The sequence below is a fragment of the Paenibacillus sp. Leaf72 genome, from assembly GCF_001422685.1.
Taxonomy (GTDB): domain Bacteria; phylum Bacillota; class Bacilli; order Paenibacillales; family Paenibacillaceae; genus Pristimantibacillus.
The window spans coordinates 325,282-337,651 of record NZ_LMLV01000031.1 but is presented as its reverse complement, the minus strand read 5'-3'; the positions used below and the strand labels follow the sequence as shown (position 1 = coordinate 337,651).

Here is a 12,370-nt window from a genome sequence, read left to right as displayed (position 1 = left end):
GAGGGCGACAGCCAAGGGGGCGAGGGTTATGCGCAAGGTCATGGTTGTGGACGATGAACGCTGGATACGGCGGGGACTTATTCAAATGATTCCATGGGAGGAGCTGGGCCTTGAGCTTGCCTGTGAAGCGGTTGACGGCGAAGAGGGCTACGAGCTGGCGCTGCTGCATAAGCCCGACCTGCTGTTTCTTGATATGCGTATGCCCGGCTTCGACGGCAAGGAGCTTCTTGGCCTGCTGGCCGAATCACTGCCGGACGTTGTGACGATCGTCGTCAGCGGCTATTCGGATTTCGAATATACGAAGGAGGCCATCCGCCATAAGGCGTTTGATTATTTGCTCAAGCCGCTTAAGCGGGAGGAGCTGATTACGGTGCTCGGCAAGGCGCTGACGGTGCTGGATGAACGAGATAGGCGGCAAGAGCAGCAGCACCGGGACAGCCGGAGAAACTGGCTGCTGGACGTTTTGCTGCGCAGCGAACAGGCTGCACAGAGTCAGAACCAAGCGCATGCTCAGTCCCAGGCGGCAGGGATTGCACAGACAAGTACAGCTGTAAGGGCGGAGTGTTTGCCTGAGCTTCCAGGAGAGGGCTCAGGCAATAAAGTGCTGCTGCTGCTCGCTCAGCCGGACTATTATACAGAGCAGGCCGGCATTCAAGAGGCAGCTGGGAAAATAGAACGGTCGCTGCAGCAAAGCCAGCCCTTTTATTTTGAAGGAGGTTGGTCGTTTGTTGCAGCCGCCTCCCCTGTCAACCTCGGCGAAATAGCCATTTGCTTGTTCGGCAGCCGCTTCGAGCCTGTGGAGATACAGCGGCTTGCGATTTTGCTTCAAAGCATGCTGCATGAGGAGACGGGCACAAGCTACAGCATGATCGCGGGGAGCAAGCCTTGTCTTGCGAGTCAGCTTCCAGCTGTCTACAGCAAGCTCCAGCAGCGTCTGGATGGGAGGCAGCTGGGAGAAATAGCGATCATGGGATTCGTGGAGTGTGCATTTGAGCCGGAGGAGAAGCCGAGTAAACAACAGCAACAGCAGCATTTGCCTATAGGTGCTGCAAATGCCGATTTTTATCCGGCGGAGCTGGAGCAAGCGTTTCTCGTGCAGCTGCAGCTTGGCAACGTGGAGCAGATGAAGGCGGAATTCAACCGTTTTTTCACAGCGCTTGCAGCCCCGTCGCGGACGGTGGATGGGCTGCGGCGCAGCGCCTCCATGCTGGTGCATGCACTGGAGCGGCAGCTTCAAGCGGCCGACACAAGCCTGGAGCAGCTGAGCGGGAAAAGCGCGCTCGCCTACATGGAGCTGATCCGGCTGCGCAAAGACCATGTATCGGTTAAGCGGCTGTTCGAGGAGCAAATATTGCCCGCTGTTGCTGCCCGGCGCGGCAGCAGCCAAGGGCGGCATGGCGAGCAGCTGGTCCGTGAAATCCAAAAGCTGATTGAGCTACATTATGACCAGCCGCTTAGCCTGCCGCAAATCGCGGAAAGCCGCTTTTTGAATGCCGATTATGTAGCCCGTTTGTTTAAAAAAACGACGGGCAGCAATTTTATCGATTATTTAACTGAATACCGGATTGCGAAGGCGACCGAGCTGATGCGTTATCCGCAATATAAAAACTATGAAATAGCGGAGCTTGTCGGTTATGACGACTACCGTTATTTCAGTCAAATTTTCAAAAAGAAAACCGGGCAAACGATTGGCGAATACCGCGGCGCAGCTGGAAAAACGCCGCAATAAATGATAGGGGAGAGACTTGCGATGCAAACGAGACAAATACCAGATACGCTGACCCTTGCGGACAGAGCCGGACATGCGATGAATGCGATAGTTGGAATGGCAGACCGCGACTATAACGATATTCCTTTTTTTGCTGCAAACCTGATGAAGGAGCCAGCCAATCTGACACATGGGGACTGGGACTATGGCTCATCTCATGGTCGAATGGTGGACGGGATGATTTTGGCCCGCCATATGTCGGGTGAGACGTTCGGCAAGGAGACGGAGGAGAAATACCGTGCGAATCTGCTCTCTTTTTTCAAGGAAGATGGTCTTAGCTATCGCCAGACGAACCCGAATTTCAACTGGGAGCCGAATGCGAATCTGATCGACCAGCGTGCGGTCATTTTATCGCTTACGAGCTGGTTTATGGAGACGGGTGATCCGTTGGTGAAGGAGGCGGCAGATAACCATGTTGCGGCGCTTAAACGGATTGCGATTAAGGAGCGCGATGTGTGGTTTTATCCGGCGTCGGAGTATAAGGAAGGCGGCTGGCCTTCGTCCAATGGTATCATGCTTCGTCTTGCGCCAGATCCGGCTGCCTTCTGCGGACGGCTCGTTATGCCGCTGCTGAAATACCATGAGCTCACAGGCAATGCGGATGCGTTTGAGCTATGCCAGTTTTTCACCGCGCTCATCGTGCAGCGCAGCGGCGTGTTTAACGCAGACGGCAGCTTTAACGATGCGCTCGCTTACCGCAGCGGACATTTCCATACGAGGCTCGGCACGCTCGATGCGTTGGCGCGGTTTGGCGTATTCACAGGGGATGCGGCGCTGCTCAGCTTTGTGGAAAAAAGCTACGCTTGGGCGGTTACACAGTGTACCGCTTTCGGCTGGACGCCGGGCGACATGAAGGAGCAGGCCTACGAGCATGAAACATGCTCGCTGGTCGATCTAATCGCCACGGGCATTACGCTCGCGCAAAGCGGCTATACCCGCTACTGGGGCGTGACCGAGCGTTATATTCGCAATCACCTTACCGAGTCGCAGCTGCTCGATATGGACTGGGTGAAGGAAACGGAAGACCGATCCGGCAACATTCCTGGACTTATTACGCATGAAAATATTGCAAAGCGGACACGGGGCGCTTTTGCCGGGTACTCGGCGCCGAATGATTTTTGCTGCAACGTCAACCATGGGCGGGGACATACGAATGATTTGCAAATTTGCTGCCTCGGCTCGGGCACGCGCGGGCTGTTCATGGGCTGGAGCAACACCGTTACTGAGAAAAAAGGTACCGTCAGCGTAAACTTCCTGCTTAACCGCAGCTCGGCGTGGCTCGATGTCGACAGCTATTTGCCGCATGAAGGCAAGCTGGTGCTGCATATCCACCGCGACATTCCGCGCCTGCAGGTGCGCATTCCCGAGTGGGCAGGCTTCGCGAAGGTAGCCTTTACCCGCGAGCTGGGCGGCAGCACGGAGCAGGGCAAAGGCAGTGAGCCGAGCCGCTGGGTGAATGAATGCTTCTTGCTGCTTGGCGCAGCATCCGCTGGAGAAATGATTACGATTACGTTCCCGCTTTCGCGCCGCCAGACGGTTGAAACTGCAATCGGACAAACGTTCATAACCCAGTGGCAGGGCGATGATGTCATTGGCATTTCGCCGGAAGGGGAGCATCATCCATTCTACAGCGGCAGAGAGGTATATGATAAAGCACCGATGCGCGAAGCCAGCATACGGCGAGTGGAGAACGAATTGGTCTGGTAGCTCAGCCAGTTTGCTAGTCTGTCAATTCTATAGAGCAGGTTAAAGTACAGGTTCAATAATTGTTCGAATGGGAGGCTGGGAGTATGACAACGGTAGTTGCGGTTTACACCGGACAAGGGCTTGCTGATCCGCTGAAGGCTGTGTTTCAGGAGGTGCTGCCGGGCGTGCGGCTGGTCAACATTATTGATGACAGCCTGATCGGCGATGTCGTCAAGGCGGGACATATTCCGGCGGGAGTGAGTAAGCGGCTGACGCAATATTTTCAGCATGGGGAGGAGCTGGGGGCGGATATTATTTTGAATACCTGCTCCTCAGTTGGCGAAGTGGCTGATGCTGCGCGGGGACAGCTTGGCATTCCGCTCGTTAAAATTGATGAGGCGATGACCGCCAAGGCGGCGGCCGAATACGACGCGATTGCGGTGCTGGCCACGCTGCCTTCAACTCTGGAACCGACGATGCGCTTTTTGGCGAAGCAGGCGGAAGCCATTGGCAAAGAGGTCACCATCTTGAATGGGCTCGCTGTCGGAGCCTTCGATGCGCTGGTAGGAGGAAACCCGGCGGAGCATGACCGCATTTTGCTGGAGACGGCGCTTGCGGTCAGCGATCAAGCGGATGTCATCGTACTGGCCCAAGGATCAATGGCTCGGATGGAGGGAGCCATACGGGAGGCGACAGGCAAGCCGGTGTTATCCAGCCCGCGGCTTGCTGCCCAGCAAATTAAGGAGATGCTGGCAGAGCGAGGACTGCTTTAGCCGCAATGATTTTAGCATGAACAGCTACAGCAAGGGACAAAGGCAGATTTAGCGGGAGGGAAATAGCGTGGAAAAAGAGAGAGTAACGGCCGTCTATTTAATAGAGACACCCTATGCGCTGGAGCGAGCTGCCGAGGTGATTGCCGGCGAGCAATCGACGGGCACCTTTACAGCGGTTCCAGGCGAAACGGATCAGCTGAAAGAGCGGCACGGGGCGCGGATTGAACAAATTGTCGAGCTTCCGCCTGTGTCCGCTCCGACGCTGCCGGGCTCCAAAACGCCGCTGGGTCATGACGGTCTTTATCGGCGCGGAGAGGTAACGATTTCCTTTCCGCTGCACAATTTTGGGCCGTCCATTCCGAATTTAATGTCTGCAATTGCCGGCAATTTGTTCGAGCTGCAGGAATTGTCCGGACTGAGGCTGGTCGATTTGGAGCTGCCGGAAGCGTTCGCAGCAAGGTACCCCGGCCCGAAATTTGGCATCACGGGTACTCGGGAGCTAACCGGCGTGTATGACCGTCCGATTATAGGGACGATTGTCAAGCCGAGCATCGGGCTTCCTATGGCTGACCTCCAGCAGATGATTATGGACGTTTCGGCTGCTGGGCTTGATTTTATAAAGGATGATGAGCTGAATGCTAATGGAACTTACGCGCCTCTTGCACAGCGGGTCAGTGCGGTCATGGATGCCATCAACCGGGCGGCTGACGCAACGGGCAAAAAAATCATGTACGCCTTCAACATTACCGGTGATATCGATGAGATGGAGCGTGGGCATGAGCTAGTCGTCAAGGCAGGCGGCAACTGTGTCATGGTCAGCATAATGAGCGTCGGATTGGCGGGGCTTGCTCACTTGAGCAAATACAGCGAGGTGCCGATTCACGGCCATCGCAATCAGTGGGGCATGATGACACGCTGTCCGATGCTGGGCTTCGCTTTTCCAGCTTATCAGAAGCTGTGCCGTCTGGCAGGAGCCGACCATCTGCATGTGAACGGTTTAGACAGCAAATTTTATGAAAGCAACAGCTCGGTTGTCAGCTCCATCCGCGCTTGTTTGAAGCCTATGTATGGCGGTTATGGGACGATGCCAGTCGTTTCCTCGGCACAATGGGCAGGGACTGCTCCGGCTACTTATGAAGCAACAGGGACGGTAGATGTGATGCATTTGGCCGGAGGCGGCATTTTGGCCCATCCGGGCGGGGCGGCGGCTGGCTTTGCAAGCATGAAGCAGGGCTGGGAAGCTGCCGTTCAAGGCATTCCGCTCGCTGAGTATGCAAGTCGGCATCCGGAGCTGCAGCAGGCTATAGCAAAATACGGAAAGGGCTGAGCGGTGATGGACAGAGCGGGATTAACGCATAAGCCAAACGATTGTGACACTAGCGGCAGCGACAGCGGCGGAAAGATGCCACTCAGCATAGGCACTAAGGGGGACACTGGGCAACGCCAGAAGGAGGCAAGCTCGGGTAGCTCCGGTGATCGGCTCCCGGCATCGCAGCGCCTGCTCAGCTACTATGGCGACGATTTCACCGGTTCTACCGATGTGCTGGAAGCACTGTTCCGAGCAGGTCTGCGGGCAGCGTTATTTCTGGAGCCGCCAAGCGAGCAGCTGCTTGCTAGCAAATTTGCAGATTTAGAAGCCATTGGAGTAGCGGGCATTGGACGCTCGCTGACGCCAGATGAGGCGGAGCGTGAGCTGCGTCCGGTACTAGAGCAGCTGCGAAAAATAGGGGCTGCCATTACGCATTACAAAATATGCTCGACATTCGATTCCTCCGCTGAAGTTGGCAGCATCGGCAAAGCAGCGGAAATTGGCCGCTCCGTGTTCGGTTCTGGCTATATTCCGATACTGGCGGGGGTTCCTTATTTAGGCCGCTATACGTTGTTCGGCAACCATTTTGCAGCGGCAGGCGGCGAGACGTATCGGCTTGACCGCCATCCGACGATGTCGCGCCATCCGATTACGCCGATGGCGGAAGCGGATTTGCGCCAGCATTTGGCCCAGCAGACGGATTTAAAGACGGCGCTAATGGATATTTTGGCGCTGGAGGGAGACATGTTCGAAGTGGGCGAACGGCTCGCTAAACTAGTAGAGCGCGAGCAGCCTGATCTCGTGCTGTTTGATGTGCTCGACGAAGCTAGACTGGCAGCGGCTGGACAGCTGATTTGGGCGGAAGCCCAGCAGCGTGACGGCTTGTTTGCCATTGGCTCTTCTGGTGTGGAGTATGCGCTTGGGGCCTGCTGGCGCAAGCTTGGTCTGCTGCAGGAGCAGCCAGAAATTAGCGCTGCTTCTGCAGCAGAAGTTGAGCGTCTGCTCGTAGTGTCGGGAAGCTGCTCGCCAGTTACGGAGCAGCAAATCAAGGCAGCGCTGGCAGCAGGCTTTGCAGGCATTCGCGTTCCGGCAGAGGAGCTGCTGGACGGGAAGAAAGGCGCGGCTGCGAGGCAGCGGCTGCTGAAAGAAGCTCGGGAAAAGCTGGCAGATGGGCGCAGCCTGCTGCTTTATTCAGCAGAAGGTGTGGACGATCCAGGCATTCCGCGTTTCCGGGAAACGCTTGCCGCGCAGGGCTATGGGCCTGAGCAAAGCAGCCGCCTATTAGGCGCTTTGCTTGGAGCGCTGGCACGTGAGCTGATCATCGACGAGCAGCTTACACGCATCGTCATCGCTGGCGGGGATACGTCTGGTTATGTAACGCGCGGCTTGGGCATTTATGCACTGGAATGCGTGGCTGCACTAACGCCGGGAGCGCCACTATGCCGCGCTTTCTCGGAGGAGTCTGCGCTGGATGGGCTGGAGCTGGTGCTGAAGGGTGGACAAATCGGCGAACGGGATTTTTTCACCCGGATGAAGCAAGGGAGGACAGCATATGACGAATGAAAACGAGCAACTGCCAGATTATTGCAACTTAAACGTGCTGGAGCGCGGTTCATTGCCTCCACGCAGCGAGCTGATTCCATTTGACAATCCGGCAGCGGCGCTGCGTGGCGACCGAGAAGAATCGCCCTATTACAAGCTGCTTAGCGGGAATTGGCGTTTCCGCTACTTCGAATCGCCGCTGCATGGTCCAGAGGGCAGCCATTTGGATGCATGCGATGATACGGGTTGGGATAAAATTCCCGTTCCCTCCAATTGGCAAATGCACGGGTACGGACAGCCCCATTACAGCAGCTGTCCTTATCCTTTTCCGCTTGACCCTCCACATATTCCACTGCTCAATGCTACAGGCTGCTATCGTACCAGCTTTACAGTTCCAGAGCATTGGGAAAAGCGCCAAATTCGCCTCGTATTTGGCGGAGTTGATTCCGCCTTCCATGTATGGCTGAATGGAGAGCTGGTCGGATACAGTCAGGGAAGCCACCATATGTCAGAGTTTGATATTTCCTGCCTCATCCGTCCCGGTTGTAATTTGCTTGCGGTTCGCGTCTACCAATGGTGCGAGGGAAGCTATTTGGAGTCGCAGGACAAGTGGCGGCTAAGCGGCATATTTCGCGATGTTTATTTAACGGCACAGGCCGCTGTCACGATTGAAGATGTTCTGGTGCGAACTGTTTTTGTCCCCGATACTGCCTATCGGGAGGCGAGCTTGAGCTTGCAAATGACGCTCGCTCAAAGCAGTCTCTTGAGAAGTGCGGCGGAATCCGCCAACTTGACCGATTATACAGATGGAGAAGGCTTCCGTTTAAGCGTCGCCTTATTAGATGCGGACGGAGAAACCGTTGCAGAGCAATCGTTTAATGCGAGCAATCCAGACCCTTCTTGCCATTCTGATGCACGGGGTACAGGCAGCTATCCAACGTCCGATTCGCTTAAAGAGCTCAGAACGATTTCCGCCGAGATTCCTATTTCGGGGCCCCAGCTATGGACAGCAGAAACGCCTTATTTGTATGCGCTGTTATTGACGATATATGGGGCGGATGGAGAGGTAGCGGAGGTAAAGCGGCTTTCGGTTGGCTTTAGGGATATTCGAATTGAAAAAGGCAAGCTGCTCATAAATGGACAATCTATCGTTATCCAAGGCGTCAACCGCAACGAATTCCACCCGCAATTAGGGTATGTAACGACGCCTGAAGCGATGCTGCAGGATATAACGCTGATGAAGCAGCATAACATTAACACGGTCCGGCTGTCCCATTATCCGAACGATTCGCGCTGGCTCGATTTATGCGACCAATTCGGCTTGTACGTTATAAACGAAGCGGATTTGGAGACGCATGGGTTTCATTTTATGGACAATGAATCTTATTTAAGCAAACATCCCGACTGGCGGGAGGCGTATTTACATCGTGCGCAGAAAATGGTTGGACGCGATAAAAATCATCCTTCTATCATCGTATGGTCGCTTGGCAATGAGTCAGGCTACGGTGAAAATCATGATGCAATGGCGGAGTGGATACGCAGCGTCGATCCGACAAGGCCGATTCACTACGAGCGGGCTTATGAAGCCGCAGTCGTTGACATCGTCAGCTCCATGTACCCTTCGGTCGACATGCTCATAGAAGAAGGCAGGAAGCCGGATGAACGCCCTTATCTCATGGTCGAGTTCGGTCATGCCATGGGCAATTCCACGGGCAATTTGCAGGAATATTGGGATGCGGTGTACGAATATCCACGACTGCTGGGCGGCCTTATTTGGGAATGGTCAGATATGGGCATTTTACAGCAAAACGACGGCGAACCAGCGTTTTACGCCTATGGCGGCGACTTTGGCGATGCCCCGCACAGCGGACCATTTTGCATGGATGGGCTGCTGTTTCCAGACAGAAGCGTTAAAGCGTCCCTGCTGGAATACAAGAAGATCATTCAGCCGGTGAAAATAAAGCCGGATCCCGTCCAGCTTGGCCGGGTTCACCTTAGTAATCGCTACAGTTTTTTGTCGCTGGAGCATTTGAAAGGGCATTGGCAGCTGCTGCGCAGCGGTACGGCGATTGCGCAAGGCGAGCTTGCACGCTTGCATACGCTGCCGGGCGGAGAAGAGACGCTAATCATTCCTCTGCCTTCGGAGCAATTGAAGGAAAAGGGCGAATATGCGCTGCATATCTGCTTTACAGAGCGTAATAGCAGCTTGTGGTGTGACGCTGGCCATGAGACAGCTTGGGCCGATTTGCTGTTTGAGGAGGCGGGTTGGTCCCCGCAGGAAAAGGCTACAGCGTATAACGCTAATGCTGAGTTTTCTAGTACGGTCCGTCTAGTGGCAGCCGATGCTTCCGAAGGGATTCCCATGCACATGCATCCTCAGTATCAAAATTTGCAGCGGGAAGACGGCAAGCTTGTATACCGCATAAGCGGGAACGGGTTGCAAGTAGACATCGATCAAATGACAGGCACAATTAGCAATTGGCTTTATCATGGCGATGAGCTGCTGCTTGCAGGCCCACAGCTGCAGCTATGGCGCGCCCCGCTTGACAACGATGTCCATTTGGCGAAAGAATGGGTGAAAGCTGGTTATGACCGGCTCCAGTGGCAACTGCGCCGATTTTCAATAACTGCTGGCAACAATGGCAGCGTTATAGCAACAGCTGACGCAATTATTGGGGCAAAAGGCGAGCCAGCAGCTTTCCGCAGCAGGATGGTCCACCAAATGAATGCTGACGGCTCCATAGGCGTGGAGACCACGCTTGAACCGCTTGGAAGCGAGCTGCCGCCGCTGCCGCGTTTTGGCCTTGAGCTGCGCCTCCGTGACGGCTATGACCAGTTTAGCTGGTATGGCAGAGGCCCTCATGAATGTTACGCTGACCGCAAAGAAAGCGGCAAGCTTGGAATTTACAGCGGTACGGTAGCGGAGCAATTTGTCCCCTATGTGAAGCCCCAGGAAAACGGCAATAAGTGCGATGTGCGCTGGGCGAAGCTTAGGGATGGGCAAGGTGCTGGAATCGGTATTACGGGCAGCGAGCTGTTTAACATTAGCGTCCACCATTATTCCACGGAGGATATGTCGCGCACCAGCCACGTGCATAAGCTAACCAGGCTGCCAGAAACAATCGTCAAAATCGACGCCAAGCAAAGCGGCCTCGGCAATCATAGCTGCGGCTACGCGCCGACGCTCGATGCTTATTTAATAAAGCCGCAGCCGATGAAGCTATCCATTATGCTTTTTCCGTTAACGAATGCTTAGGACGAAGGATGAACTCCAATAAACGAACACTGCACTAAAAAAATAACAGGGAAAGGCCGATCCGGTTGCCGGGTCGGCTTTTTTTTGCCATTCCGTGCCCTTCATGTTATTTGGTTCACATTCAGTTCATAAACGAGGATTAACATCCATCTATAAACCGTTACAGGGAGGCACTACTAATGACAGTAAATGATCGATACAAAGAAGAGCTATGGAAAAATAGCGGGGAGTGGGCGGTTGAAGCACGTGGGCTTGTGAAGACATTCGGCAATAACCGCGCAGTGGATAGCGTAGATTTGAACGTGCGGGCCGGAACCATTTATGGTGTGCTTGGCCCTAATGGAGCAGGCAAAACAACGACCATCAGAATGCTGGCTACACTATTGCGCCCCGATGCTGGCTCGGCACGCATTTTCGGGTACGATGCAGCGAAGGACCCGCAAATCGTGCGGCAATTGATCGGGGTGACAGGTCAATACGCATCCGTCGACGAAGCGCTCAGCGCTACGGAAAATTTGGTCATCTTTTCCCGGCTGCTAGGGCTTGGGCGGGCAGAGGCGCGCCATAGGACGGAGGAGCTGTTGGAGGAATTCGGGCTGACGGAAGCAGCAAAACGTCCATTGAAGCATTTTTCCGGGGGCATGCGGCGTCGGCTGGATTTGGCAGCCAGTCTCATTGCACAGCCGCCGCTTATTTTTCTCGATGAACCGACGACAGGACTTGATCCGCGTACACGTACGCAAATGTGGGATACGATCCGCCGGCTGGTGAAAACCGGTTCGACAGTGCTGTTAACAACGCAATACCTGGATGAGGCTGACCAGTTGGCTGACCGAATTGCGGTCATTGATCGCGGCCAGGTCGTAGCAGAAGGGACGGTCGATGAGCTGAAAACATCAGTCGGCACCTCCTCGCTGCAGCTAAAAATCCAAAATCCGCAGGACATCGCGGCCACTCGCCAAATTGTGGAACAAGTGTTTAGGGTCGAGTCTGTTGTATCAGCGGAAAATGCAAAAATTACGGCACCGCTGGCGGATGTCGACAAAGTTACCGACCTGCTTGTAGCTCTTAGGGAGGCGGGCATTTATTTGGCGGAGATGAGCGTACAGAAGCCTACACTTGACGAGGTATTTTTAACCATTACAGGCCATGGCGTGAAAGATAGCCTTTCATCGCTATCCGATCAATCAAATAAAAAAGAGGGGACAGCCGTATGAAAAGCGCGTCGATCCAAACACGTCATACTCGCCAGTTGAAGAAACATACAAGCTTGGGACAGTCGATTCGAAATTCGCTCACGATGGCCTACAGGGGATTATTAAAAATTCGGCGCACACCGGAGCAATTATTTGACGTGACGCTTCAGCCCATTATTTTCACATTGATGTTTGCTTATATTTTTGGCGGTGCCATCTCAGGAAATGTCGTTGATTATTTGCCGGTTATCATTCCTGGTATTTTGGTGCAAACCGTAATTACGACGTCGATTGTCACGGGTGTTCAGCTGCGGGAGGATATGGATAAAGGCGTATTTGACCGCTTCAAGTCCCTTCCGATTGCCCGAATTGCTCCACTTGCGGGAGCTCTGCTGGCGGATACGGTTCGCTATACGATTGCGACTGCATTAACCTTTTCCATGGGCTATATTTTGGGGTATCAACCTGAAGGCGGCTTAGGCTACGTCGTTATTGCGGCCCTTCTTGTCATCGTATGTGCTTGGGCGATTAGCTGGATTTTTGCTTTTTTTGGCGTCATTTCCCGTACAGCATCCAGCGTTCAGGGGATCTCGATGATTGTGTTGTTTCCGCTCACCTTTGTGTCCAACGCCTTTGTGCCGGTTGACACCATGCCAGGCTGGCTCCAGTGGTTTTCCAGCTTCAATCCGGTTTCCCATTTGGTTAGTGCCGTACGGGAGCTTGCCAACAACGGTGCAATTGGCGCAGATTTTGTATTTTCGCTAGTCGGCGCAGCCGTCATTGTCGCGATCTTTGCTCCACTAACGGTAAGTGCCTATATGCGCCGGACATAGAGGTTAA

General features: G+C 54.3%; 8 protein-coding genes. All 8 read left to right on the top strand.

All coding sequences use genetic code 11. The annotated features are described in order from the left end of the window. Nucleotides 1-28: 28 nt before the first annotated feature. The 8 genes from ASF12_RS24875 (at nucleotide 29) to ASF12_RS24840 (ending at nucleotide 12,363) form a co-directional block, all read left to right on the top strand. Nucleotides 29-1,729 (top strand): response regulator transcription factor, encoded by a 1,701-nt coding sequence (locus ASF12_RS24875; RefSeq protein ID WP_056040618.1) that lies wholly within the window; start codon nucleotides 29-31, stop codon nucleotides 1,727-1,729. Between the two features lie 21 nt (nucleotides 1,730-1,750). Continuing rightward, nucleotides 1,751-3,475 (top strand): hypothetical protein, encoded by a 1,725-nt coding sequence (locus tag ASF12_RS24870; protein ID WP_056040616.1) that lies wholly within the window; start codon nucleotides 1,751-1,753, stop codon nucleotides 3,473-3,475. 83 nt (nucleotides 3,476-3,558) lie between these two features. Next, a complete protein-coding gene (locus tag ASF12_RS24865; protein WP_056040614.1) occupies nucleotides 3,559-4,227 on the top strand; it encodes an aspartate/glutamate racemase family protein in 669 nt (222 codons plus the stop codon). A 67-nt stretch (nucleotides 4,228-4,294) separates the two neighbouring features. Beyond that, the gene (locus tag ASF12_RS24860; protein ID WP_056040612.1) at nucleotides 4,295-5,554 is read left to right on the top strand and encodes a ribulose-bisphosphate carboxylase large subunit family protein; all 1,260 of its coding nucleotides are present in this window, start codon (nucleotides 4,295-4,297) and stop codon (nucleotides 5,552-5,554) included. Between the two features lie 6 nt (nucleotides 5,555-5,560). Further along, entirely contained in the window at nucleotides 5,561-7,099 is a 1,539-nt protein-coding gene (locus ASF12_RS24855; RefSeq protein WP_235533277.1) for a four-carbon acid sugar kinase family protein, read from the top strand. Further along, entirely contained in the window at nucleotides 7,089-10,334 is a 3,246-nt protein-coding gene (locus ASF12_RS24850) for a glycoside hydrolase family 2 TIM barrel-domain containing protein (RefSeq protein WP_063892645.1), read from the top strand. Before ASF12_RS24855 ends, ASF12_RS24850 begins: the two co-directional genes overlap by 11 nt. Nucleotides 10,335-10,513: 179 nt before the next feature. Then, entirely contained in the window at nucleotides 10,514-11,551 is a 1,038-nt protein-coding gene (locus tag ASF12_RS24845; RefSeq protein WP_056040610.1) for an ATP-binding cassette domain-containing protein, read from the top strand. Next, nucleotides 11,548-12,363 (top strand): ABC transporter permease, encoded by an 816-nt coding sequence (locus ASF12_RS24840; RefSeq protein WP_056040608.1) that lies wholly within the window; start codon nucleotides 11,548-11,550, stop codon nucleotides 12,361-12,363. Before ASF12_RS24845 ends, ASF12_RS24840 begins: the two co-directional genes overlap by 4 nt. The last annotated feature ends 7 nt before the right edge of the window (nucleotides 12,364-12,370 follow it).

Bases quoted from the DNA above. Each gene is read 5' to 3' on its own strand.
- ASF12_RS24875 (WP_056040618.1), top strand. From the start codon at position 29: ATGCGCAAGGTCATGGTTGTGGACGATGAACGCTGGATACGGCGGGGA.
- ASF12_RS24870 (WP_056040616.1), top strand. From the start codon at position 1,751: ATGCAAACGAGACAAATACCAGATACGCTGACCCTTGCGGACAGAGCC.
- ASF12_RS24865 (WP_056040614.1), top strand. From the start codon at position 3,559: ATGACAACGGTAGTTGCGGTTTACACCGGACAAGGGCTTGCTGATCCG.
- ASF12_RS24855 (WP_235533277.1), top strand. From the start codon at position 5,561: ATGGACAGAGCGGGATTAACGCATAAGCCAAACGATTGTGACACTAGC.
- ASF12_RS24850 (WP_063892645.1), top strand. From the start codon at position 7,089: ATGACGAATGAAAACGAGCAACTGCCAGATTATTGCAACTTAAACGTG.
- ASF12_RS24845 (WP_056040610.1), top strand. From the start codon at position 10,514: ATGACAGTAAATGATCGATACAAAGAAGAGCTATGGAAAAATAGCGGG.
- ASF12_RS24840 (WP_056040608.1), top strand. From the start codon at position 11,548: ATGAAAAGCGCGTCGATCCAAACACGTCATACTCGCCAGTTGAAGAAA.